This is a genomic window from Sapientia aquatica (assembly GCF_004358105.1).
GTDB classification, from domain to species: Bacteria; Pseudomonadota; Gammaproteobacteria; order Burkholderiales; family Burkholderiaceae_D; genus Solimicrobium; species Solimicrobium aquaticum.
Genome location: NZ_SMYL01000002.1, coordinates 391643 through 415644, shown reverse-complemented (window position 1 = coordinate 415644; position 24002 = coordinate 391643). Strand labels below are relative to the sequence as shown.

Here is a 24002-nt window from a genome sequence, read left to right as displayed (position 1 = left end):
GCCCTTAAAATCAGCAAAAAATAGTCAAAATTCGGCCAAATTCTTCAAAAAGCGACGATTTCATGTGATTTCGTGTCCCGTTCTCGATAAAAACCACTGAGCAAGCCCTAATCTCCAATAAGAATTAGTCCGAAAACCTTTATAATCGACCACTTTGCATCATTTCCTATTAAGCTCGAATGAAGGTATTTCGCGGAATCTCCCACGCTATCCCAGCTAGCCCATGTGCGCTCACCATCGGCAACTTTGACGGCGTTCATCTTGGTCATCAAGCCCTGCTGGCTGAGGTGCGCCATGCCGCAGACCGCTTAAATCTAACGGCATCCGTGATGACATTTGAGCCACATCCACGCGAATTTTTTGCCCATCGCGCTGGCGACCCAAGCAAAGCACCAAGCCGTATTGCCAATTTGCGCGACAACATGAACGCGATGAACGACGCTGGCATTGATCATGTGATCGTTGAGCACTTTAACGACACGTTTGCCAATCAATCGCCTGACGATTTCATCAAAAAAATTCTCGTCGATGGCTTGCATGTTAAATGGCTCATGGTTGGCGAGGATTTTTGTTTTGGCGCTAAACGCGCAGGCAATATCGCCTTGTTAAAACAAGCTGGCCAACAATACGGTTTTAGCGTTGAAACCCTGCCGACTGTGAATCACGAAGGACTGCGCATTTCGTCCTCGGCGGTGCGCCAAGCGCTAGCAGACGGTGATTTCCAGCAAGCGCAAGCGTTGCTCGGTCACTCGTACTCGATCACCGGACGCGTGGTACATGGGCAAAAATTAGGCCGCACGATAGGCTACCCAACATTAAATGTGCGCGTGGCGCATCAACACCCAGCGGTGCATGGCGTGTTTGTGGTGCAAGTACATGGCCTTGAAAAACATCCATTGCCAGCGGTGGCTTCTATCGGTAATCGCCCCACCGTGGAAGATGCGGGGCGCGTGTTATTAGAGACGCATATTTTTGATTACAACCAGCAGTGCTACGGCAAATTAGTGCAAATCGAGTTTTTACAAAAAATTCGTGGCGAACAAAAATTCCCCGATTTAATCAGCATGACCAATGCGATTGATAACGATGCGGCACAGGCGCGTAACTATTTTCATGAACGCCAAATCTCGGCAACTCCGCTGCGCACCAATTCAGCGACCGACCGAATTTGAAACTCAAACTAAAGCATCATAAACAGCGCTTCGATTGGCGCAACCTGTTTGAATTTCACCCTATTTAAAAAAGCTCCAGAGAATCCTATGTCTAACGAAAAGTCTAAAGATAAAGCGCCAAAATCAGCCTATCCGGTCAACATGACGGAAACCCCATTTCCCATGCGCGGTGACTTAGCCAAGCGCGAACCGCAATGGGTTAAAGAATGGCAAGAAAAACAAATTTATCAACGCATTCGCAAAGCCGCTAAAGGCCGCCCGAGCTTCGTTCTGCATGATGGTCCTCCGTACGCCAACGGTGAAATTCACTTGGGCCACGCGGTTAACAAAATTCTCAAAGACATGATCGTCAAAGCGCGCACATTGGCCGGCTTTGATGCGCCCTATGTACCTGGCTGGGATTGCCACGGCATGCCGATTGAAATCCAGATCGAAAAAATGTTTGGCAAACATTTGCCCGTCGCCGAAGTACAAAGCAAAGCGCGTACTTACGCGGATTCGCAAATCGAAAAACAAAAAATCGACTTCAAACGCTTAGGTGTTTTAGGCGAGTGGGATAATCCCTACAAAACCATGGCGTTTGGTAACGAGGCCGATGAAATCCGCGCCTTGGGTACCATTCTCGATAAAGGCTATGTGTACCGCGGTTTGAAACCGGTCAACTGGTGTTTTGATTGTGGCTCCGCGTTAGCGGAAGCGGAAGTCGAATACCAAGACAAGCGCGATCCATCGATCGACGTTGGTTTCCCGTTTTTACAGCACGATAAAATCGCCGCCGCATTCGGTCTAGACAAACTACCTTTACAGCACGGCTACTGCGTCATCTGGACTACGACGCCTTGGACTATCCCGTCCAACCAAGCGTTAAACATGCACCCCGAAATCACCTATGCCTTAGTCCAAACGGTACGCGATGGCGTGCCGACCTTGTTAATTTTGGCGAATGATTTGGTGGAAACGTGCCTGAAAAATTACGGCTTAGAGGGCGAAATTTTAGCGACTTGCTTGGGTAGCGCTTTATCGTTGATCGAATTCAAACATCCTTTAGCCGCCTTGGATCCGGGCTACGATCGCGTCTCGCCAGTGTATCTAGGTGAATACGTCACCATCGATAGCGGAACCGGTGTGGTGCACTCCGCCCCTGCTTACGGTATCGAAGATTACAACTCCTGCAAAGCGCATGGCATGAAGGACGACGACATCATCAGCCCGGTAATGGGCGATGGTAAATACGCGTCGTGGTTGCCGTTTTTTGGTGGCATGACAATTTGGGAAGCGTCCAAGCCGATTTGCGACAAACTTAAAGAAGCGGGAACCTTATTTAAATTGGTCATGTTTGAGCACAGCTACATGCACTGCTGGCGTCACAAAACACCAATCGTCTATCGCGCCACGTCGCAATGGTTTGCGCGTATGGATGTCACGCCCAAGGACGGTGGCCCAACGTTGCGCGAAACCGCATTGGCTGGCGTTGAAGCGACTCAGTTTTTCCCAAGCTGGGGTAAAGCGCGCTTAGAAGGCATGATCGCAAATCGTCCGGACTGGACCTTGTCGCGTCAACGTCAATGGGGCGTGCCGATGGCGTTTTTCTTGCACAAAGAAACCGGCCAATTGCATCCACGTACTAGCGAATTATTAGAATTAATCGCTCAGCGCGTTGAAAAAGAAGGTATCGAAGCGTGGCAAAGTATCGAGCCAGCCGATCTATTGGGCGACGAAGCGGATATGTATGTCAAGAACCGCGACACGCTCGACGTGTGGTTCGATTCTGGTTGTACCCATCAAACAGTATTGCGCGGTTCGCACCCAGCGAGCTTCCCTGCCGATTTGTATTTAGAAGGCTCCGATCAGCATCGCGGTTGGTTCCATTCTTCGCTGCTCACTTCAAGCATGTTAAATGGTCGCGCACCTTACAAAGCCTTGCTCACACACGGTTTTGTGGTCGATGGCGAAGGTCGCAAGATGTCAAAATCGTTGGGCAATGGCGTCGAACCGCAAACGATTTTTAATACCTTGGGCGCGGACATTTTGCGCTTGTGGGTGGCCTCGTCGGACTACACCAGCGAAATCACGATCTCGGACGAAATCTTAAAACGCGTAACCGAATCGTATCGCCGCATTCGCAACACCTTGCGCTTCTTGTTAGCCAACACCTCTGATTTTGACGCCAATAAAGACATGGTTGCCGTGGCCGATATGTTGGAAATTGATCGCTACGCCGTGGCCAATATGCAAGCATTGCAAAGCGATGTTTTAGCGCATTTCGAGCAATTTGAATTCCATCCCGTGATCGCTAAATTACAAAGCTTCTGCTCAGAAGATTTGGGCGGCTTCTATTTGGATATTCTGAAAGATCGCTTGTACACCAGCGGCACCAATTCGCACGCCCGTCGCTCGGCGCAAAGCGCATTGTGGTACATCACCCAATCCTTGTTGCGTTTGATGGCACCGACCTTATCCTTCACCGCCGAAGAAGCGTGGAAGTTCTTTGCCAGTGGCGACGAATTCAAAGCCAGCGATGAAACGATCTTCACGCAATTGTTTTACGTCCTACCAGAAGTAGCCGACGCCGAATCGTTGCTGGCCAAGTACAGCGAGTTGCGCACGATTCGCACAGACGTCACCAAACAGCTCGAAGAAGTGCGTGTCTCGGGTGCAATCGGCGCGTCTTTGCAAGCCGACTTAACCTTGCGCGCATCGCAGCCGAAATACACCTTGCTGACCAGCTTGGGCGATGATTTAAAATTCATCTTCATCACTTCGAGCGCGAAAGTGGCGCTGGTGAATTCGACCGAAGAAGAAGGCGTCGCCGTCACCGCATCCACTGAGAAGAAATGCGAACGCTGCTGGCATTATCGTGCGGACGTTGGCATCAATCCGGCGCATCCGGGTTTATGCAAGCGCTGCGACGATAATTTATTTGGACAAGGCGAAGCACGTCAATTTGCTTAAGCATGAATGGAAATAATCTGCGCTTGGTAATCCATCGCAGATTTGATTAACGACAAAGTATCTTCTTGCACACACATGGCTACAAAGAAAAAACCAATGATTAGCAATAAAAGCGGCGGCTCACTCACACCTTGGCTGGGCATTGCGGCGATTGTGATTTTGTTGGATCAACTATCTAAAATCACGATCACCAAATTATTCGTCACCGGTGAATCAATGCCAATCACCAGTTTTTTCAATCTTGTACTAGCCTATAACCCCGGTGCCGCGTTTAGCTTTTTAGCGCACGAATCGGGCTGGCAGCGGCATTTATTTACCGTTATCGGCATCGGCGCGGCCTTGTACATTATTTACCTGATCAAAAATCACAGCAGCCAGCGCATGTTTTGCTGGGCCTTGTCCTTGATTTTGGGTGGCGCGATTGGCAACGTGATTGACCGCGTGATGTACGGACATGTGGTCGATTTCTTGGATTTTTTCTACGGCACCAGCCACTTCCCAGCCTTCAATTTAGCCGATAGTGCGATTTGCCTGGGCGCGGCTTTATTTATTCTCGACGAATTACGTCGGGTTAAAAATAAGTCGTAGTCGTCACCCTCTGTCATTCATACACGGACAATACATCATGGCCAATTCCACCGTTAATCCACTCCAAGGCAAACATATCTTGCTCGGTTTAACGGGCGGCGTAGCGTGTTACAAGTCGGCCGAACTGTGTCGCAGCTTGATCAAACACGGCGCGACAGTGCAAGTGGTCATGACGAACTCGGCCACGCAATTCATCACACCGGTGACCATGCAAGCACTGTCGGGCAACACGGTCTACACCGATCAATGGGATGCGCGGATACACAACAACATGGCGCACATTGAACTCAGTCGCGCTGCCGATGCGATATTAATTGCGCCCTGCTCCACCAATTTCATCGCCAAGTTGGCCCAAGGTTTTTGCGACGATTTGTTATCAACCTTGTGCGTCGCACGCCCTGCTTCGGTTCCTTTATTTATCGCGCCCGCCATGAATGTCGAGATGTGGCAAAAGCCCGCGACACAGCGTAATGTGGCGACATTGCGCGAGGATGGTTTAGGCATTTTCGGCCCTGCTCCGGGCGAACAAGCCTGTGGCGAAGTGGGCATGGGTCGCATGCTCGAACCAGAACAACTGATCTCGGAATTACTCGCAGCCTTTACGCCCAAAACGTTGCAAGGCAAGCGTGTATTAATCACCGCTGGCCCTACATTTGAACCGATCGACCCAGTGCGCGGCATTACCAATTTATCGTCTGGCAAAATGGGTTACGCCATTGCGCAAGCGGCCTTTGAAGCGGGCGCAACGGTTGAACTAATTTCTGGCCCAACCGCGCTCGATACGCCTTACGGCTGTCAACGCTATCAAGTACAAACAGCGCAGCAAATGCACGATGCGGTGTTCGCTCATCTCACTAATCAGGATATTTTTATAGCGGTGGCGGCGGTAGCTGATTGGCATGTAAGTAACGCCAGCGATCAAAAGCTAAAAAAGAATCATGCGGGTGATTTACCGCAACTGAGCTTCGCCCAAAATCCCGATATTTTGGCCGAAGTGGCTGCCTCAAAACATGCTCCATTCTGCGTGGGCTTTGCCGCTGAATCCGAAAATTTGATCGAATACGGCGCACAAAAGCGCCTTAAGAAAAACGTTCCACTGTTGGTTGGTAACATCGCGCAAAACACGCTAGGACAAGATCAAAACGAGTTGTTGTTATTCGACGCCCAAGGCCACACCGCCCTAGCACCGTCAGATAAAACCAGCTTAGCGCGCCAGCTCATTACCGAAATCGCAGCCCGCCTTTAATCACTATTTTTAGCCAAAGAACATGAAAAACATCGCCGTCAAAATCCTCGACCCACGCATGAAAGATCAACTCCCTGCTTACGCCACACCGGGCAGCGCGGGTTTAGATTTGCGGGCTTGCATTGATGAGCCAATCACTATTCAAGCTGGACAAACCGTGTTAATTCCAACTGGTTTAGCAATTCATCTAGCCGATCCAAATTACGCCGCCATGATTTTGCCGCGCAGTGGCATGGGACATAAAAACGGCATCGTCTTGGGTAATTTGGTTGGCTTGATCGATTCCGATTACCAAGGCCAATTAATGGTCTCGACCTGGAACCGTGGCAACAAAGAATTTACCCTACAGCCGATGGAGCGCTTGGCACAATTAATCATCGTACCGGTCGTGCAAGTTGGTTTTGAAGTCGTCGAAGAATTTGGTGACAGTGCGCGCGGTGAAGGCGGTTTTGGTAGCACCGGAAAACACTAAGTCAATCACGTCTTCTCTACCTCGATCGGTTGATCTCACAGCGCATGCCGATCGAGTACCCACCCAAGAATACGTCAGTTCACAAATTCTCATACCGATGATTTGTAGCGAATCACCAAACCCATCACCACGGCATACAAAATCCCGACAATGGTTCCATCCCAAACAGGGTGAAATATATGCCCCCCATGCGGAACAAAAAACATCACGAATGAGAAATAAATGATCACCAATGGAAACGACCACCGATAGTATGGCGAGCGCCGATAATTGTTGATGATGTGCGGTATCACCACGGCCGGAACCAGCACCGTCAAAACATTAAATAAAAACGAATTCACTGCATTCTCCCTTTCTCGTCAACCATCAACACAACGTCTCTCTTCTGCGAACAACAAGGCGGATTCTTTAGCGCTGCATAGATAACGAGGATGAAGAAATGTTCTACTCGAATCAAAAAATGTCGCCGAATATGCGTGAGCGATAGAGTGAACTTTTATCTGGAAGTGGTATTAAGTTGATCCCGCAAGACACACCAAGCGGCTAATTTTTTATCATACGTCAGCGTATAGGCTGGGCTGCTAGAAGGAAGTTGAATAACGCGATAGCGCTCGGCGTATTGGCCCAAGACTTTCATCCCAATGCGCGCTGCCGTGCCGCCATTAAAAGCAATAGTGGTGAGTTGTGGCAGCGTAGTGATCAGGCTAATTAAATCGTTATTGGTTTGGTCGCGAATATTGCTATCCAAACTGCCCTCGCGATGCGCTTGAGCCACAACATCCCACAGTCCAACTCCGTTATTCAGCAGAGTCTGCAAACGCATCGGATAAGTCAGTGCGACTAATTCCACTCCAAGTACTTCGGACATTAACAACCAAAAACGATTTTGGCTGTTGCCATAGTACTGATTTTGCGCCAACGATTTTTCGCCGGGCAAACTACCCAAGACCAATAATTTGGTGTTGTGATTGACGACCGGGGCAAAGCTTTGCTTTTTAAACATGACTAAGGAGTTGAAAAGGTGAGTTGTAAAAACCGCGCAAGCTTAGGTCAAATTGGGGCGCTTCTCGAACATTATTAAAACTGACAACATGGCGCTGGCAATCGCCGATGCCCGCTTTTGTCGATTGACCCAATTCACTGGACGAGTTTGTTGGCTCCCTATCACGACGTGAAAACTGTAACTTGCTAGTGATTGAAGCTACACCGCCGGATCGGACAAACTTGGCGGTATTTTTCTCCTCATCCCGCATTGCGCTCAATCCAAATAATTCTTTTTAAGCGCTCCGTCAAACGGCTATTCAGCCATTTCATCGATTATTGGCGTATCGACATTAAAACAAAATTAAATCGCAAATTTGAAAAAATTGTGCGTTTTTAATTTGCATTTTCTCACCGTTAACTATAATGAATTTTAAGAACTTGCTGTTTTGACTTGATTTTGTTGAGTTATTTACATTATTTACTTCGTTTGTTAATTGCTTTTTATAGAACAACCTGTGCCACTTAACACTTAAATAGGCGTTTTCGTTTAAGTACTTTTCCATTCAAGTGTGCCGCTTTTTACTGGACAAAAATGATGATGAGCCTTACTAAAACACCACTACCACGATTGAGTCACCTGATGTTACTTATCTCGGCGTTGGCCAGCACATCGTTAGTGCACGCTGATCCAAATCTAGCCGATGAAGCTCCAGCAGCCCCGACTGCTTCGGCACCAGCAGAGACACCGTCCAACTTTCACGTAACCGGATTTTTATCGGTCATTGGCGGACAAGTGTTTAATGGCAGCCTGCCAGGCAATTACTTTGGCCCAAGTCAAATCAATGGGGTGACTTGTCCTTGCTACATTGCCGATTGGGCTAATGGCGGCGTATATCGTGACAATTTTTCACTCAAACCAGAATCACATGCTGGCGTGCAAGTGCAATATAACTTTAGCCCGAAATTGAATTTCGTTGGCCAAGTAGTTATTCGCGGCGAAGACACGACACCTAACGTGAGCTGGGCGTATTTCAACTACAAGTTAGATGACCATTGGGAAGTACACGCCGGTCGTCAGCGTATTCCGCTGTATTACTATTCACCTTTCCAAGACGTTGGCTTTGCCTATCCTTGGGTAAGTCCACCGCCAGAGTTGTATGGCTGGGATGCGACCAATTACAACGGTGCAAGTCTGCGCTATACCAATAGTTTTGGTGACAACAACGTCACTGCCAGCGTGTTTGGTGGCCAAGAAAAAATTGCTGAATCGGGATACTACAAGATTCTGTACGCCGGTCACACTGACATCAGTTGGTCCGAAATTATCGGCGCGGACGTAGAATTAAACCGTGGCCCGCTTACTGTGCGTGCCGTCTATCTGCAATCCAACACCACCACAACTAATCCCGCGCTGAGCCTCGACATATCGTCCAAGCTCAAAGCCTACGGAGTTGCGGTCAATCTGGATTTTGATAGCTGGTTTGTTCTGTCAGAATTAACACAACTCACTCGTGATTACGGTCCAACTGTGTACAGCTATAAAGCGCCAGCAGCAACTATTGGCGCTGGTCTGCGCTTAGAGAAATGGACGCCTTTTATCAATTACGCGACCTACTCAGAAAGCGCAGATAACCCAACTCTGTTCCCAACAACGCCTTCGAAATTCAAACGTACTTCCCTCACGCTGCGCTATGACATCGACTCAAATAGCGATATCAAGACCCAAGTTGATCATCATCTCGATACGACTTCGAACACCAGCGGAAACGTAAATGTTGTACGGGTTAGTTACGATCGTATTTTTTAAGTGAAAACATGATGAATTCCATTACTTTAAAACGTGTATTTCTCGTTGGAGTTAATGCTCTTTTGATCCAGACATGCTCCGCGCAAGTCGTTGTTGCAGGTGCCAAAAGTACCATTCCAACGCTGACCAAAGACCAAGTCGCGTCGCTTTATGTCGGTAGTTCGTTTGTATTACCTAACGGCGCAAGTGTAGGTTTATTAGATCAGCCGGATGGTGCAGATGTGCGCAAACAGTTCTACAGCAAAATCACGGATAAGTCGGCGTCCCAGATCAAATCGACCTGGTCACGCTTAACTTTTTCAGGAAAAGGAACACCTCCCAAGGAGGTGTCTAATTCAGCAGACGTCAAGAAACAAGTCTCTTCTAATTTATCGGATATAGGCTATATTGAAAAGAGCGCGGTCGACGGCTCTGTGAAAGTGCTGTACACGATCGAATAAATTGAAGTCTGCTTTTGCGTCGAAAGGACGAGAAATGAGTATCAAACGCCGCATCTGGGCATTACCGGCGACCGCTACTGTTATCTTTGGTATCGGTCTGGCTGTCAGTGTGTATTTTTCGACGATAGCGATATCGTCGATTAGTACTACTGAGAGCATTGACTATCCAATGCTGGATCAAACCAAATCGTTAATTACCGACGTCAATGGTTTAGTTAAAGCGTTACAAGAAGCAGTGAGCGAAGGTGACAAAAAGCGATTAGAAGCCATCGAGCAATCGGCCAAAAATATTCGCGACAATATCAAAACGATGGGGAAAATTCCTGGCGAGTTGGAGATTTCCGAGCGCTTAACCAAGGAATTTGAAGGCTATTATTCCCCCGCTTTAAGCGTTGCACGTGTGATGATGGAACTCGATCAAGGTGACCCGATGCCGTTAATCGGGCAAATGCAAACCACCTTAAATACGTTACAAACAGATCTCACAAAAGTCCAAGAGAACGCAAAAAAACAGTTTAAAGCTGGCGTGCAGCGCAGCGGTAACAGCGTTAATAATGTGTTGTATACGACCATTATTGTTGCGGCAATTGTGATCTTAACTTTGGGTGGCGTTTCGTTTGTGGTGGTACGCGGCATCTGGCAGCAACTCGGCGGTGAACCCGAATACACCCGTGACATTGCCGCAGCAGTTGCGGGCGGCGACTTATCGATGTCAATCGAGACCGACGCCAACGACAACAGCAGCTTATTGGTCGCGTTAAAAGAAATGCGTGAGAAACTGGAGGTCATGGTTTCTGGCATCAAAGTGTCCGCCGAAACGATCAAAGTCGCTAGCTCAGAAATCGCTTCCGGCAACAGCGACTTGTCGTCACGAACCGAATCGCAAGCCAACAGTTTGCAAGAAACATCAAGCTCGATGGCCTCATTAAGTGACACCGTCCGTCAGAATGCCGAAAACGCGAAACAAGCTAATCATCTGGTCGATATCGCAACCGACGTGGCGGTAAAAGGCGGCGCGGTAGTTAATCAAGTTATCGGCACGATGTCAGAGATTAATGGTTCCTCGAAAAAAATCGTCGACATTATCACCGTCATCGATGGCATCGCATTCCAAACCAATATTTTGGCCTTGAATGCAGCAGTTGAAGCAGCGCGCGCTGGCGAGCAAGGACGCGGCTTTGCGGTGGTTGCGTCCGAGGTGCGAAATCTAGCGCAACGCAGTGCCGCTGCGGCGAAAGAAATTAAAACTCTGATTAGTGATTCGGTTGACAAAGTAACCCAAGGCTCGCAATTGGTCGACCAAGCCGGACAAACCATGGGTGAAATCGTTGACTCGGTTAAACGCGTCAGCGACATCATGAAAGAAATTTCAGCCGCTAGCCAAGATCAAAATACCGGCATCCAAGAAATCGGAAAAGCGATTGAACACATGGATGAAATGACGCAGCAAAACTCCGCGATGGTAGAAGAAGCCGCTGCGGCTGCCGCGTCAATGAATACCGAGGCAGAACGTCTCACCGAATCCTTAGCGGTATTTAAGTTATCCAACACGGTGAGTTCCAACTCGCGCGGCGGATTTTCGAGCAAGCCCATGCTGCAATTAGAGAACGAATAGCCTATCGTTTTTCTACTTGGACACTGATCAAGAACAGAATCAAACCACTTGATCGGTCGCGTAAATAGTTTAAGCCAACGCATAAAAAAACCGGCGCATCGTACAATGCGCCGGTTTTTTATTGCCTGATCGATGCTTTAATTCTGGCTCAAAATAACGTCATCATTCCGTTTCAACGACTTCTTGTGCCGCGGAAGATTTTGCATCGCCTTCCGAAAAGCTCAATTTGATTTTGTCGTTTTCATCCAAATCAACCAAGACTTTGCCGCCCGACACCAACTTGCCAAACAACAGCTCATCGGCCAAGGCTTTACGGATCATATCTTGAATCAAACGCGCCATCGGACGCGCGCCCATCAATGGATCAAAGCCTTTTTTACCCAAGAATTTACGTAAGCCTTCAGAGAAGATCGCATCGACTTTTTTCTCATGCAATTGCTCTTCTAACTGCATCAAGAACTTATCGACCACGCGCAAGATAATCGCTTCATCCAACGCGCCAAAACTAATGATGGCATCCAAACGATTACGGAATTCCGGCGTGAACATGCGCTTAATATCGGCCATTTCATCGCCAGCTTCTTTGTTATCGGTAAAGCCGATCGAACGTTTTTGCAGACTCTCAGCACCCGCATTAGTCGTCATAATAATGATGACATTTCTAAAGTCCGCCTTGCGTCCGTTATTGTCCGTCAACGTGCCATGATCCATGACTTGCAACAGGATATTGAACACATCAGGATGAGCTTTTTCAATCTCATCTAATAACAACACCGTGTGCGGTTTTTTAGTGATCGCCTCAGTCAACAATCCACCTTGATCAAAGCCAACATAACCTGGAGGCGCACCAATCAAACGGCTTACTGCATGACGCTCCATGTATTCCGACATATCAAAACGAATTAATTCGATGCCCAAGGTAAAGGCCAATTGCTTAGCCATTTCTGTTTTACCGACACCAGTCGGACCAGAGAATAAGAACGAACCAATTGGTTTATCCAATTTACCCAAACCAGCACGCGCCATCTTAATCGCTGACGACAAAGCATCAATTGCGGCATCTTGACCGAACACGACGTTTTTCAAATCACGTTCAATGGTTTGCAGCTTACTGCGATCGTCTTGATTAACTGTTTGTGGTGGGATACGCGCAATCTTCGAGATGATTTCTTCGATCTCTAATTTGCCTATCGTTTTCTTTTGCTTCGATTTCGGCAAAACACGTTGCGCGGCACCGGCTTCGTCGATCACATCGATCGCCTTGTCAGGCAAATGTCTATCGTTAATAAAGCGTGCCGACAACTCGGCTGCCGAAGTTAATGCCGAGGCTGAATACTTAACGTTATGGTGTTCTTCAAAACGTGATTTCAGGCCACGCAAAATCTGCACAGTTTGCTCAACAGTTGGCTCAACCACATCGATTTTTTGGAAGCGACGTGACAATGCATGATCTTTTTCAAACACACCGCGATATTCGGTGTATGTCGTAGCACCTATGCATTTCAATTGACCAGAGGATAAAGCTGGCTTCAACAAATTCGACGCGTCTAACGTACCACCTGAGGCAGAACCCGCGCCAATAATAGTATGAATTTCATCGATAAACAAAATACCGTGTGGCGCGTCTTTCAGTTGTTTTAATACCGCCTTCAAGCGCAATTCGAAATCGCCGCGGTATTTTGTTCCGGCTAGCAGAGCGCCCATATCTAAGGAATACACCACAGCGTTTTGCAAAATATCTGGCACATCGCCCATGGTGATACGCAGCGCTAAGCCTTCGGCAATCGCAGTCTTGCCAACACCAGCTTCACCGACCAATAATGGATTATTTTTGCGACGACGGCATAGAATTTGCACCACGCGTTCGACTTCGCTATCGCGTCCGACCAATGGATCGATTTTGCCATCGGCAGCGGCTTTATTTAAGTTGAGCGTGAATTGATCTAACGCGCTTTCTTTCGCTTGTGCTTCGCCATGCGCTTCTTCTGCACCTTCGACCGATTTAGGTGCGTCAGCAGGATGATCTTTACGCACGCCGTGCGAGATAAAGTTGACTACGTCCAGTCGAGTTACGCCTTGCTGATGTAAGTAATAGACAGCGTGTGAGTCCTTTTCGCCAAAAATTGCGACCAGCACATTCGCGCCTGTCACTTCTTTCTTGCCGTTGGAAGCCGATTGGACATGCATAATTGCGCGCTGAATCACGCGTTGGAAGCCCAATGTTGGCTGGGTATCTACTTCGCCATTCCCAGCCACGGTTGGCGTATTGTCGCTCACAAAATTGCTTAACGTTTTGCGCAAATCTTCAATATTGACCGCACATGCGCGCATAACTTCGGCAGCAGAAGGATTATCCAGCAGAGCTAGCAATAAATGCTCGACTGTAATGAATTCATATCTGGCCTGTCTTGCTTCAACAAACGCCATATGCAAACTTACTTCTAATTCTTGCGCAATCATACTTCCTCCATCACACATTGCAGGGGATGCCCTGCTTGCCTGGCATATGCCATTACTAAATCAACTTTTGTAGCAGCAATATCTTTAGGAAAAATCCCGCATACGCCTTTACCGTCCCGATGAACTTTAAGCATAATTTGCATCGCCGTTTCTCGGTCTTTATTAAAGTACTCTTGAATAACCGCCACCACAAATTCCATTGGTGTGTAGTCGTCATTCAACAAAACCACTTTGTACATAGATGGCGGCTTCAACTTTTGTGCCTGCCGCTCTATCACTGTACTATTTTCGTGCTTATTTGCCATAAGTAAATTTAACAGATTCCATCTAAATTCAAAGCTTTAATTACGCAGTGTAATTTAATTTTTTGTAGTTCGCTTTGGATGCTCAGAGATGGAGCTAATTTGCCCAAGATCAATAGGTATAAACCGTGGGCAACACAATTTTCTTTCCTAACACCAAAACCTTATCACACTGCTAGTGTTGTAAATTCCCACCAAAAATCCTGCAAATTACCGTAAAAAAACTATTTTTAATGAAATATTGCCTATTACACATAATGCTTCAGTGAAAATTCTTGACATTCTTATTCATTAACCCAAAAATGAAATTGTTAATGAGATATTTGCTTCTCGTTAACACTGAGAGGGCAAGTTTCGGTCGATTTAGCATTTTGCTGAATTTCTGGCGGCTCGTGTTTTTTGATATTTTCTGAAAGATGTATTATGGCAACAGGTACAGTTAAATGGTTTAATGATTCAAAAGGCTTTGGCTTTATCACTCCAGACGACGGCGGTGAAGATTTGTTCGCCCACTTCTCAGCAATCCAAATGAACGGATTCAAAACGCTCAAAGAAGGCCAAAAAGTACAATTCGAAGTGACTCAAGGTCCTAAGGGTAAACAAGCATCAAATATTCAAGCTCCTTAATTTTAAGGATAGCTCTTAAAAGCTCCGCTTGCGGAGCTTTTTTTATGGGTCAATTATTTATGTCCATAAAAAAAGGCCGATATGAATCGGCCTTTTTTAATTTGCTATGTTTCTAGCACTGCATTAATTACATATTTTCAATCATCACGTCGCCGAATCCGGAGCAAGACAATTGTGTTGCGCCTTCCATCAAACGTGCGAAGTCATAGGTTACTTTCTTCTGGGCGATCGATTTGCTCATTGATTCAATAATCAAATCTGCTGCTTCCAACCAACCCATGTGGCGCAGCATCATTTCTGCCGACAAAATCAAAGAACCTGGGTTCACATAATCTTTACCAGCATATTTAGGCGCGGTGCCGTGGGTTGCTTCGAACATTGCGATGGAATCCGATAAGTTAGCGCCTGGTGCAATACCGATACCACCAACTTGTGCCGCGAGCGCGTCAGAAATATAGTCGCCGTTCAAATTCAAGGTAGCGATAACGCTGTATTCAGCTGGGCGCAACAAGATTTGCTGCAAGAATGCATCAGCGATGGAATCCTTAACGATAATTTCTTTACCCGTTTTTGGATTCTTGAATTTGCACCATGGGCCGCCATCGATCAATTCTGCGCCGAATTCTTTTTGCGCTAATGCATAAGCCCAATCACGGAATCCACCTTCGGTGTATTTCATGATGTTGCCTTTATGAACGATAGTCACGGATGGCTTATCGTTGTCGATCGCGTATTGAATTGCTTTACGGACTAAACGCTCTGTACCTTCGCGGGATACTGGCTTGATACCGATACCGGATGTTTCTGGGAAGCGGATTTTTTTCACGCCCATTTCGTTGACCAAGAATGCGATCAATTTCTTAACTTGGTCGGAGCCTTCTTGAAATTCAACGCCAGCGTAAATATCTTCTGAATTTTCACGGAAAATAACCATGTCAGTTTTTTCCGGCTCACGTACTGGCGAAGGAACGCCAGTAAAATAACGCACGGGGCGCAAGCAAACGTACAGATCTAATTCTTGGCGCAATGCTACGTTCAATGAGCGAATACCGCCGCCTACTGGTGTGGTCAGTGGGCCTTTAATGGAGACGACGTAGTCTTTCAACACTTTCAGTGTTTCTTCTGGCAACCATACATCTGGGCCGTATACTTGAGTTGATTTTTCGCCCGCATAGATTTCCATCCAGCTAATTTTGCGTGCGCCGCCGTAAGCTTTTGCCACTGCTGCATCGATTACTTTAATCATCACTGGGCTAATATCCACGCCAGTTCCGTCACCTTCGATATAAGGAATAATCGGGTTGTTTGGGACATTGATTGAATAATCAGCATTGACGGTGATTTTTTGACCGTCGGCAGGTACTTTGATGTGTTGATACATTGTAATCTCCGAAGTGAGGCGAAAATAGCGCTAGGGGTAGGTAGCGCCCGTAATAGTAGCCTATCTTATTGTAGTCACTGAAAGACAAATTTCACGTTTTTCGTATTTTATCCGTGTTAATCTTCGCCAGCTCTTATATAAGACATAAGACAGTAATTTCACATTATGCACTAGTATTTTACTAGATGCCATAAATTTGCGACACTGTAACTATGAAACTGATTTTATTTAACAAACCATTCCAAGTGATGAGCCAATTTTCGGCCCATGAAACCCGACCAACCTTGGCGGATCACCTCGCGATTCCCGGGATTTATCCCGCAGGGCGGCTTGATGCAGATAGTGAAGGCTTAATGCTACTAACTGATGACGGGCAACTGCAGCACAAAATTAGCCATCCCGATCACAAGGAAGCGAAAACCTATTTAGTACAAGTTGAAGGAAAACCTAGCGCCGATCAGTTACAAAGATTGTCCGAACCACTCAATTTGGGTGACTTTGTGACCCAACCTTGCGAAGTTAAGCACATTTACGCGCCCGACTGGTTGTGGCCGCGCAATCCACCGATTCGTGAGCGCGCCGATATTCCGGCGGCCTGGTTGGCAATTACGCTAAAAGAAGGAAAAAACCGTCAAGTCCGACGAATGACCGCGGCAGTTGGCTTGCCGACATTGCGCTTGATCCGCTCGGCAATCGGTCCCTATTCGCTGGCTAGTCATCCGCTTTTACCGGGGGAATGGGTCGAATTAAGTACGTAGGAGTGGTTGCCAATGCTATTTTGGGGCTACTGCAATGTGCATTAACCAAAACATAACTAGTTAAATCACAAAACACCCAAAGCAAAAAACAAAGCAAAAAACGACAAAAAACCACACAAATAAATTCATGTGGTTTTTTGTTTTACTTAATCTGGCAGTCAATTCGCGCTAAGCGAATTCAAAGCAATTTAAGTAAGCAGTCTCGAATCAAGGGCTAACACGTAGCCGCTGATATTAAGCCAGTGCTTTTAAAGCAGCAGCCAAACGGCTCTTGTGACGGGCAGCTTTGTTTTTGTGGATAATTTTTTTATCCGCAATGCTATCAATTGTCGAAACCGAAGCTTGGAAAATTGAAGTTGCCACTGCTTTATCACCAGCCAAGATTGCCTTACGAACTGCTTTGATTGCAGTACGCAATGTGGAACGTTGGCTCGAGTTGTGAGCGTTTTGTTTAACTGCTTGACGAGCACGTTTGCGCGCTTGTGCGGTATTTGCCATGAAATTTCCTAAACTATGTCAATGTGCCGTCACAAATTTGCGATGGCCGTGAATTCTGTACAGCTCGCTATTATAATCGAATTTATTTCAACTTACAATACGCTCGCTACTTTCCCTGCAAAAAGACGTTTCGCTAGTTGCATTCAAACAAATCAATAGTGGTTCTCGCTATAATGCGCCTCCATGAACCTGCTCAAAACACTCGCTACTATTAGTGGCATGACCATGCTGTCGCGCATCACTGGTTTGGTCCGCGAAATCTTAATTGCCCACGCCTTTGGCGCTTCGGCTTATTCAGATGCCTACAATATTGCATTTCGGATACCAAATTTATTAAGGCGGGTGTTCGCAGAAGGTGCTTTTTCGCAAGCATTTGTGCCAATTTTGAGCGAATACCACGACCAAAAAGGTCCCCAAGCCACCAAATCCTTGGTCGATGCCGTCGGTACGCTCCTGACCTGGGCCTTGGTCATTACTAGCATTATCGGCGTCATTGGCGCGCCATTGCTGGTTTATGGGTTGGCTAGCGGATTCATCAAAGATCCTGAAAAGTATTCCAACACCGTTGTCATGACGCGCATTATGTTTCCCTATATTGCGTTAATTTCATTAGTCGCTTTGGCAGGTGGGATTTTGAATACTTGGCGGGAATTCAAGATTCCCGCCTTTACGCCGGTGTTATTCAATTTAGCGTCGATTTTCGGCTCGGTTGTCTTGGTGTATTTCTTTAACCCACCGATTTATGGTTTAGCCGTTGCGGTGATTTTGGGTGGTGTTTTGCAACTCGGAATTCAATTCCCTTATCTGATCAAAATTGGGATGCTGCCGCGCATTTCGTTTCATCCAATGGAAGCCTTGAATGATCCTGGCGTCAAACGTGTGCTACGTAATATGGGGCCGGCAATTTTTGCGGTATCGGCGGCGCAGTTAAGCATTCTAATTAATTCCAACTTAGCTTCACACTTACCAACCGGAAGTGTGTCTTGGCTGGGATACGCCGATCGCTTGATGGAATTCCCTACCGCCCTGCTTGGCGTAGCATTGGGAACGATTCTGTTACCGAGCTTGTCGCGCGCGCATACACAGGGTAATCAAGAAGAGTATTCTTCGCTGCTGGATTGGGGCTTACGCCTTACATTCTTATTAGCACTTCCTGCCGCGGTTGGCTTGGCTACCTTATCTATTCCGCTGACTGCCGTGCTTTTTCATAGCGGCAAATTTGATGAAATCGCATTGATCGAAACCAGCCACGCATTGATTGCGTATGGCGTTGGTTTGATCGGACTGATCGTGGTAAAAATTTTAGCGCCGGGCTTTTACGCCAAACAAAATATTAAAACGCCAGTAAAAATTGCCTTAGGCGTTTTGCTAGCGACCCAAATCATGAACCAAATTTTCATTCCTTATCTCGCCCACGTTGGATTAGCTTTAGCAGTCGGCGTCGGCGCATGCTTTAACGCTGGGTTCTTATATGCGGCGTTACGACGCCATAAAATTTACCAGCCTAAGCCGGGTTGGATGTTATTTTTTGCCAAGCAAGCAGTTGCGCTGGTTTTAATGGCGGGCGTCGCATTGTACTTAAGCGCGCAATTCAACTGGGTGACGATGCAGGCCCACCAGTTTTATCGGATTCTTGCTTTGGCGGGAGTTCTCATCGCTTGCATGGTGACCTACTTCGCCAGTCTTTTTGCGATGGGATTCCGGTTCCGCGATTTTAAACGGATTGAAAATTGATCCTCTCAAACGACCACCACTAAAACATTATGCTGCTCACACCGGAACAATTTTTTGGATTCTTAACCGCCGCGTTATTAATTACTGCATCCCCCGGCCCAGATAATTTGATGGTGTTGAGCATGGGTGTTTCGCGTGGGCGCAAGCAAGGTGTCGCGTTTGGTTTGGGTTGCGCTTTAGGCTGTTTGTCGCACACGATCTTGGCGGCGTTGGGTATTAGCGCGCTGATTTCGGCATCACCAATTGCCTTCACCAGTTTAAAAATCGCTGGCGGTTTATATTTAATTTATTTGGGTAGCCAGGCGCTGCGCAGCCGCGGGATAGGACATCAAATCGGCGCTCAAAACTATCCGCAAGACAGTTTGCTAAAATTGTTTTTCAAGGGCTTAATCGCCAACAGCATTAATCCAAAAGTCGTGCTGTTTTTTCTCTCGTTCCTGCCGCAATTTGTTATCCAACAAAACGGGCATATTGGACTGCAAACCGCGCAACTTGGGATTACTTTTACGGCACAGGCGGTAGTGCTGTTCGGCTTGCTGGGTTATTTTTCGGGCGCAGTGGGACAGTGGCTCAACAAGCGCCCTAAAGCGGGATTATGGCTAGACAGAATTGCTGGCAGCATTTTCATCGCTTTAGGATTACGTTTAGTTTTAGCGCGTTAAAAGTAGCGGAAAACTTTTATCATCCCGAACTACTTTTTTGCCCGATAAAAAGCAAAGTACATCGCGCTTACTAGCACAAAGAATGGCGCACCAAAGATCACGGTGTAGTGAAATTCGTTGGTCAACAAAGTGCTAAACATCACCGAGAACATCAGCACCGCTCCCAAGATCGTCAAATACGGAAAGCCCCACATTTTGAACAGCAATGGGCTGCCTTCTTGCGTCCAGCGACGACGGAAAAATAAATGGGTAACAAAGATCATCGCCCACGCGAACATGGTGCCAAACATCGCAATCGACATCATTAGTGTGATCGATGTTTCACCAAATAAAACGCTAAACACAGCAGCCACAGCGACGCCAGAACAAGACAAAAGCAACGCATTCATCGGTATTTGATGGCGATTTAATCGACCAAAAACTTTCGGCGCTTGATTGGCGCGCGACAGACTAAACATCATGCGCGATGTCGCGTACAACTGGCCATTCATGGCCGATAAGGCCGCGACCAACACGACAAAATTAATCAGGCTTGCCGCACCAGGAATGTGTATCGCTTCCATGGCTTGTACAAAAGGACTCTTGCCGTGCCCCGCTTCGGTCCAAGGCATAATTGCCAGCATTAATCCCAAGGTCAACAAGTAAAAAACCACCAAGCGAACAATGGATGTTTTAAACGCGCGCACCACCGCGACCTCGGGCTTTTGCGCTTCGCCGGCCGCAATCGCGATGACTTCAATCCCAAAATAACTAAACAGCGCGACGATCACGGCTATCCATGTGCCCCAAATTCCTTTAGGAAAAAAGCCGCCGTATTCCACGTAATTTTTAAAACCTATCGTGCTCGACGCATCATTCGGTGCGCCATAGATCATGTAGGAACCCAACAAAATAAAAATGACGATGGCGATTACTTTGATCATTGAAAACCAATATTCAATAACACCAAAAACTTTAACGCTCACGGTATTAATCGTGATTAACGCAATCGAAAAAATAGTAATCCAAACCCACGATTGAGAGTCAGGAAACCAATACTTCATGTAGATGGCAACCGCAGTCGCTTCCATCCCCACCGCTAATACGTAGGAAGTCCAGTAACCGTAACGGACTAAAAAGCCAGCCCACGGATTGATGTAGTAATCAGCATAAGTACCGAAGGAACCTGAAGTCGGCTGAGCGACCGTCATCTCCGCCAAGCAACCGATGAGCAACACGGTGATCAACGCGCCGATGGCAAAACTAATCATCACGCTCGGACCAGCGAAACCAATCGCAAAGCCGCTGCCTAAAAACAAACCGGTGCCAATCGCGCCGCCCAGCGCGATCATGCCCATTTGCCCACTGCTTAAGGCATGTTTTAAACCTTTTTCACGCTGGGCAATCTCGCCAAAATGCTGCTGTGTGGCGTCATTCGGTGTATTCATTAAATGCTTTCTAAGATGAATGCAGAGTTGAATTCAAAAATGCCCACGCTAGGCACGGGGTCATTTGGTACGCGTTATTAAACATTCTTACTCTAGCAAACTAGCTAGTGGGGTTTGTGGTTCAATTCCGCCAAGCCCATTAATTGTAATGATGTGGGACTTAGGTGAACCGCAAGGATGGTAGCGAGAAAAAGCCGTAAGTTCAATGATTTTCACGAAGCGGCAAGCAGAACCGATTAATCACCCGCGGGCTCATCGCGCTGGCTGACTTCCTGTGCTGGCAACGACAAATACATTGGTATAAACAGAATGCCATCTTTCTCGCTTCGCTCTCCCACCGCTTTAAAGCCCAATCGCTCGTAAAGCTGCAGCGCATAAGGCGACGAATTCACCGTAAATCCTTGCTCATTGCCGGCCTTCTGCGCATAGGCTTTCGCCACATTCCACAATTGGGTCGCAATGCCCATTCGATGAAAGCGCTCATCAACAAATAAATGGAACAAGTGCGTGTGATCGCGCATAGCAACCACGCCTACAAATTGACCATCCACCTCAGCCACCCAATACGAACAGTTAGACGACGAAATAAGTTGTGCTGTTTTTTCAGCACTCATCTTGGCAAAGAACGGCTCTGTTCCGGCACCGTCAGGATGGGCGATAAAAAAGGGCGAAAGACGTTTAATTAGGTCACTGATAGCGGACGCATCTTTAACATTGGCGGGACGAATTTGCATACTATTTTTGATTAACAAATTAGAGCTATTTAATTAACGTGGGATAGGTCGAATAAAGGATGAAATATTTTTTTAATCTGCTAAATTAAATTTTAACAACAATGCATCGCAACTCTCGTAAAACTCAAATCGCTCGGAGAATCTATGTTCAAACATTTACGCCATTTTAACGAATGGACAATTGGCAGTCGACTAACCCTAATTTTAGTGACCATTATTGGCGCGATTTTGATCGCATTCACTGCCCTCATTGACTACAACATCAAACAACAAGCGGAACGCCAATCGATATCAGACACTACCAGCAAAACGAAAATGGTGGTCGATATGCTCGATATCGTGGATACCAACTTACGCAAACGGCTGGCTGATTCTGCCGCCATGGTTAAAGATAACTTCGCGGCTGGCCTCGCGCTTGATGCCAGTCGCGCAATAGACATTAACGGCTTAAGCACGCCAGCACTGTTATCGAATAATCAAGATATCAACGGTAATTTTGCGCTAATTGACAAAATCTCTACCCAATCAGGCGTAGTGGCAACCATTTTTGTCCGAAGCGGCGACGACTTTATTCGAATTAGCACATCACTAAAAAAAGAAAATGGTGAACGTGCAGTCGGCACTAAACTTGACCATACCAATCCCGCCTATCAGCAAATTATGGATGGCAAAAGCTACCTCGGCTTTGCTGAGCTATTTCACATCAAGTACATGACGCAATACGATCCGATCAAAGATGGCTCGGGCAAAGTCATCGGGATCTTTTTTACTGGTCTCAATTTTAATGAGGCATTTGCCCCAATCAAAGCCAAGATTCGCGACATGAAGCTCGGAGAATCTGGTTATTTCTACGCGCTAGACGCGACCGAGGGTAAAACCCAAGGTAATTTACTCATCCATCCCTCCAAAGAAGGCAGCAATGTTATCGACTCAAAGGATAACGATGGACATGAATTCATCAAAGATATTATTCAGAAAAAAGAAGGAACACTGCGCTACCCTTGGATTAACCAAGAATTAGGCGAAACCCAAGCGCGAGAAAAATTAGTGGCTTTTTATCCCATGAAAAATTGGAATTGGATTGTTGTTGGGGGAATTTATGCCGATGAATACACCAAAGAATCAAGTAGGCAAACACGGATTTATCAACTAGCCAGCTTGATCTTAATTGCGGTGCTTGGAACGATTTTGTACCAGATGATGCGCACCCATGTGAGCGCTCCACTTCAAAGCGTAATTCAAGCAGCACGCAATCTTGCCAATGGCGATCTACGTACCACGCTCGTAGTTGATCGAGCTGATGAAATCGGTCAACTCATGACATCGATCAACGGCATCGGTCAAGGATTAACTGAAATGGTCAATCAAGTGCGCGAGAGCACCGAATTGATTGTGGGATCATCCGAAGAAATTTCGCAAGGTAACTTGAATCTCTCCGAGCGCACTGAATCGCAAGCCAGCTCACTGGAACAAACTGCCGCATCAATGAATCAGCTTACCACCACTGTCAAACAGAATTCCGACAGCGCCAAACAAGCCGATAGCTTAGTCGCATCTGCTTCCGTAATTGCCAGCAAAGGTGGGCAAGCGATGGATCAAGTGATTGAAACCATGTCATCGATTAAAGATAGCTCCAAGAAGATTGTTGACATTATTAGCGTGATCGATGGAATCGCATTCCAGACCAACATCTTGGCGCTAAATGCTGCGGTCGAAGCGGCGCGGGCTGGTGAACAAGGACGTGGATTCGCCGTCGTGGCCACCGAGGTGCGTAATTTAGCGCAACGCTCGGCCAGTGCTGCCAAAGAAATTTCGGCATTAATTAACGACTCCGTCACGAAAGTCGAATCCGGCAACTTCTTAGCCGAGCAAACCGGCATGACCATGAGTGAAATTTTAGAATCCATCAATCAGGTCACGGAAATCATGTCGGAGATTAATCGGGCTAGCCAAGAGCAACGCGATGGCATTGAGCAGGTTAATCACGCCGTCACGGCCATGGATGATATGACGCAGCAAAATGCCGCCTTGGTTGAAGAAGCGGCCGCCACGACCGAAAGCATGCACGAGCAAGCGAACCAGCTCATGAAAGCGGTGAGCGTATTTAAACTGTCATAGTCAGCGAGCTGCGCGCGATTGATCG

21 protein-coding genes are annotated in these 24002 nt (G+C 47.0%); 13 read left to right on the top strand and 8 right to left on the bottom strand.

Features of this window, described 5'->3' with window-relative positions; all coding sequences use genetic code 11:
• Positions 1 to 179 precede the first annotated feature (179 nt).
• The 5 genes from E2I14_RS05910 (at position 180) to dut (ending at position 6430) form a co-directional block, all read left to right on the top strand.
• The gene (locus tag E2I14_RS05910; protein ID WP_133326405.1) at positions 180 to 1172 is read left to right on the top strand and encodes a bifunctional riboflavin kinase/FAD synthetase; all 993 of its coding nucleotides are present in this window, start codon (positions 180 to 182) and stop codon (positions 1170 to 1172) included.
• Positions 1173 to 1259: 87 nt separating this feature from the next.
• A complete protein-coding gene (ileS, locus tag E2I14_RS05905; protein WP_133326403.1) occupies positions 1260 to 4124 on the top strand; it encodes an isoleucine--tRNA ligase in 2865 nt (954 codons plus the stop codon).
• 75 nt (positions 4125 to 4199) lie between these two features.
• On the top strand, positions 4200 to 4712 hold the full coding sequence (gene lspA / locus E2I14_RS05900) for a signal peptidase II (protein ID WP_133326401.1): 513 nt from the start codon (positions 4200 to 4202) through the stop codon (positions 4710 to 4712).
• 37 nt (positions 4713 to 4749) lie between these two features.
• The gene (gene coaBC, locus E2I14_RS05895; protein ID WP_133326399.1) at positions 4750 to 5958 is read left to right on the top strand and encodes a bifunctional phosphopantothenoylcysteine decarboxylase/phosphopantothenate--cysteine ligase CoaBC; all 1209 of its coding nucleotides are present in this window, start codon (positions 4750 to 4752) and stop codon (positions 5956 to 5958) included.
• Positions 5959 to 5980: 22 nt separating this feature from the next.
• Positions 5981 to 6430 carry a dUTP diphosphatase gene (gene dut / locus E2I14_RS05890; RefSeq protein WP_133326397.1) on the top strand — a complete coding sequence of 150 codons (450 nt, stop codon included), beginning with the start codon at positions 5981 to 5983 and terminating at the stop codon, positions 6428 to 6430.
• Between the two features lie 89 nt (positions 6431 to 6519).
• Here the strand turns inward: dut and E2I14_RS05885 are convergent, their stop codons facing one another.
• Entirely contained in the window at positions 6520 to 6771 is a 252-nt protein-coding gene (locus E2I14_RS05885; RefSeq protein ID WP_133326395.1) for a hypothetical protein, read from the bottom strand.
• Positions 6772 to 6926: 155 nt separating this feature from the next.
• Complete coding sequence (locus E2I14_RS05880; protein ID WP_133326393.1) at positions 6927 to 7433, bottom strand: DNA-deoxyinosine glycosylase; 507 nt, start codon at positions 7431 to 7433, stop codon at positions 6927 to 6929.
• Between the two features lie 621 nt (positions 7434 to 8054).
• On the opposite strand from E2I14_RS05880, the gene E2I14_RS05875 reads away from it, so the two are divergent.
• The 3 genes from E2I14_RS05875 to E2I14_RS05865 are packed head-to-tail and all read left to right on the top strand — an operon-like array spanning position 8055 to position 11276.
• On the top strand, positions 8055 to 9221 hold the full coding sequence (locus E2I14_RS05875; protein WP_133326391.1) for a porin family protein: 1167 nt from the start codon (positions 8055 to 8057) through the stop codon (positions 9219 to 9221).
• 8 nt (positions 9222 to 9229) lie between these two features.
• Positions 9230 to 9661, top strand: a complete 432-nt coding sequence (locus tag E2I14_RS05870) for a phosphate ABC transporter substrate-binding protein (protein WP_133326389.1) — start codon at positions 9230 to 9232, stop codon at positions 9659 to 9661.
• 34 nt (positions 9662 to 9695) lie between these two features.
• Positions 9696 to 11276, top strand: coding sequence for a methyl-accepting chemotaxis protein (locus E2I14_RS05865; protein ID WP_133326387.1), 1581 nt, complete (start codon positions 9696 to 9698; stop codon positions 11274 to 11276).
• 162 nt (positions 11277 to 11438) lie between these two features.
• Here E2I14_RS05865 and clpA read toward each other — a convergent pair whose 3' ends face one another.
• Entirely contained in the window at positions 11439 to 13736 is a 2298-nt protein-coding gene (clpA, locus tag E2I14_RS05860) for an ATP-dependent Clp protease ATP-binding subunit ClpA (protein WP_133326385.1), read from the bottom strand.
• A complete protein-coding gene (gene clpS, locus E2I14_RS05855; RefSeq protein ID WP_133326383.1) occupies positions 13733 to 14041 on the bottom strand; it encodes an ATP-dependent Clp protease adapter ClpS in 309 nt (102 codons plus the stop codon). The genes clpA and clpS overlap by 4 nt, the downstream gene beginning before the upstream one ends.
• Positions 14042 to 14461: 420 nt before the next feature.
• On the opposite strand from clpS, the gene cspE reads away from it, so the two are divergent.
• On the top strand, positions 14462 to 14665 hold the full coding sequence (gene cspE / locus E2I14_RS05850) for a transcription antiterminator/RNA stability regulator CspE (RefSeq protein WP_009665919.1): 204 nt from the start codon (positions 14462 to 14464) through the stop codon (positions 14663 to 14665).
• A 127-nt stretch (positions 14666 to 14792) separates the two neighbouring features.
• Here the strand turns inward: cspE and icd are convergent, their stop codons facing one another.
• Positions 14793 to 16046: an NADP-dependent isocitrate dehydrogenase gene (gene icd, locus E2I14_RS05845; RefSeq protein ID WP_133326381.1), complete on the bottom strand. Its 1254-nt coding sequence runs from the start codon at positions 16044 to 16046 to the stop codon at positions 14793 to 14795.
• 212 nt (positions 16047 to 16258) lie between these two features.
• Here icd and E2I14_RS05840 point away from each other — a divergent pair, with 212 nt between their 5' ends.
• Positions 16259 to 16804: a pseudouridine synthase gene (locus E2I14_RS05840; RefSeq protein WP_133326379.1), complete on the top strand. Its 546-nt coding sequence runs from the start codon at positions 16259 to 16261 to the stop codon at positions 16802 to 16804.
• Between the two features lie 234 nt (positions 16805 to 17038).
• Here E2I14_RS05840 and rpsT read toward each other — a convergent pair whose 3' ends face one another.
• On the bottom strand, positions 17039 to 17302 hold the full coding sequence (gene rpsT, locus E2I14_RS05835) for a 30S ribosomal protein S20 (RefSeq protein WP_133326377.1): 264 nt from the start codon (positions 17300 to 17302) through the stop codon (positions 17039 to 17041).
• A 183-nt stretch (positions 17303 to 17485) separates the two neighbouring features.
• On the opposite strand from rpsT, the gene murJ reads away from it, so the two are divergent.
• Together murJ and E2I14_RS05825 are read left to right on the top strand one after the other, a co-directional pair.
• A complete protein-coding gene (murJ, locus tag E2I14_RS05830) occupies positions 17486 to 19036 on the top strand; it encodes a murein biosynthesis integral membrane protein MurJ (protein ID WP_133326375.1) in 1551 nt (516 codons plus the stop codon).
• A 29-nt stretch (positions 19037 to 19065) separates the two neighbouring features.
• Positions 19066 to 19698 carry a LysE family translocator gene (locus tag E2I14_RS05825; protein WP_133326373.1) on the top strand — a complete coding sequence of 211 codons (633 nt, stop codon included), beginning with the start codon at positions 19066 to 19068 and terminating at the stop codon, positions 19696 to 19698.
• A 29-nt stretch (positions 19699 to 19727) separates the two neighbouring features.
• Here E2I14_RS05825 and E2I14_RS05820 read toward each other — a convergent pair whose 3' ends face one another.
• Together E2I14_RS05820 and E2I14_RS05815 are read right to left on the bottom strand one after the other, a co-directional pair.
• Positions 19728 to 21125 (bottom strand): amino acid permease, encoded by a 1398-nt coding sequence (locus tag E2I14_RS05820; protein ID WP_133326370.1) that lies wholly within the window; start codon positions 21123 to 21125, stop codon positions 19728 to 19730.
• Positions 21126 to 21361: 236 nt separating this feature from the next.
• Complete coding sequence (locus E2I14_RS05815) at positions 21362 to 21859, bottom strand: GNAT family N-acetyltransferase (RefSeq protein WP_133326368.1); 498 nt, start codon at positions 21857 to 21859, stop codon at positions 21362 to 21364.
• Positions 21860 to 22003: 144 nt separating this feature from the next.
• Here E2I14_RS05815 and E2I14_RS19880 point away from each other — a divergent pair, with 144 nt between their 5' ends.
• Positions 22004 to 23977 carry a methyl-accepting chemotaxis protein gene (locus tag E2I14_RS19880; protein WP_133326366.1) on the top strand — a complete coding sequence of 658 codons (1974 nt, stop codon included), beginning with the start codon at positions 22004 to 22006 and terminating at the stop codon, positions 23975 to 23977.
• Positions 23978 to 24002 lie beyond the last annotated feature (25 nt).

Excerpts from the sequence above, each read along its gene's own strand:
- murJ (WP_133326375.1), top strand. The coding sequence starts at position 17,486 with ATGAACCTGCTCAAAACACTCGCTACTATTAGTGGCATGACCATGCTG.
- clpS (WP_133326383.1), bottom strand. The coding sequence starts at position 14,041 with ATGGCAAATAAGCACGAAAATAGTACAGTGATAGAGCGGCAGGCACAA.
- cspE (WP_009665919.1), top strand. The coding sequence starts at position 14,462 with ATGGCAACAGGTACAGTTAAATGGTTTAATGATTCAAAAGGCTTTGGC.
- clpA (WP_133326385.1), bottom strand. The coding sequence starts at position 13,736 with ATGATTGCGCAAGAATTAGAAGTAAGTTTGCATATGGCGTTTGTTGAA.
- E2I14_RS05865 (WP_133326387.1), top strand. The coding sequence starts at position 9,696 with ATGAGTATCAAACGCCGCATCTGGGCATTACCGGCGACCGCTACTGTT.
- lspA (WP_133326401.1), top strand. The coding sequence starts at position 4,200 with ATGGCTACAAAGAAAAAACCAATGATTAGCAATAAAAGCGGCGGCTCA.
- dut (WP_133326397.1), top strand. The coding sequence starts at position 5,981 with ATGAAAAACATCGCCGTCAAAATCCTCGACCCACGCATGAAAGATCAA.
- E2I14_RS19880 (WP_133326366.1), top strand. The coding sequence starts at position 22,004 with ATGTTCAAACATTTACGCCATTTTAACGAATGGACAATTGGCAGTCGA.
- ileS (WP_133326403.1), top strand. The coding sequence starts at position 1,260 with ATGTCTAACGAAAAGTCTAAAGATAAAGCGCCAAAATCAGCCTATCCG.
- E2I14_RS05870 (WP_133326389.1), top strand. The coding sequence starts at position 9,230 with ATGATGAATTCCATTACTTTAAAACGTGTATTTCTCGTTGGAGTTAAT.
- coaBC (WP_133326399.1), top strand. The coding sequence starts at position 4,750 with ATGGCCAATTCCACCGTTAATCCACTCCAAGGCAAACATATCTTGCTC.
- E2I14_RS05815 (WP_133326368.1), bottom strand. The coding sequence starts at position 21,859 with ATGCAAATTCGTCCCGCCAATGTTAAAGATGCGTCCGCTATCAGTGAC.
- E2I14_RS05910 (WP_133326405.1), top strand. The coding sequence starts at position 180 with ATGAAGGTATTTCGCGGAATCTCCCACGCTATCCCAGCTAGCCCATGT.
- E2I14_RS05825 (WP_133326373.1), top strand. The coding sequence starts at position 19,066 with ATGCTGCTCACACCGGAACAATTTTTTGGATTCTTAACCGCCGCGTTA.
- E2I14_RS05840 (WP_133326379.1), top strand. The coding sequence starts at position 16,259 with ATGAAACTGATTTTATTTAACAAACCATTCCAAGTGATGAGCCAATTT.
- rpsT (WP_133326377.1), bottom strand. The coding sequence starts at position 17,302 with ATGGCAAATACCGCACAAGCGCGCAAACGTGCTCGTCAAGCAGTTAAA.
- E2I14_RS05820 (WP_133326370.1), bottom strand. The coding sequence starts at position 21,125 with ATGAATACACCGAATGACGCCACACAGCAGCATTTTGGCGAGATTGCC.
- E2I14_RS05875 (WP_133326391.1), top strand. The coding sequence starts at position 8,055 with ATGTTACTTATCTCGGCGTTGGCCAGCACATCGTTAGTGCACGCTGAT.
- icd (WP_133326381.1), bottom strand. The coding sequence starts at position 16,046 with ATGTATCAACACATCAAAGTACCTGCCGACGGTCAAAAAATCACCGTC.
- E2I14_RS05880 (WP_133326393.1), bottom strand. The coding sequence starts at position 7,433 with ATGTTTAAAAAGCAAAGCTTTGCCCCGGTCGTCAATCACAACACCAAA.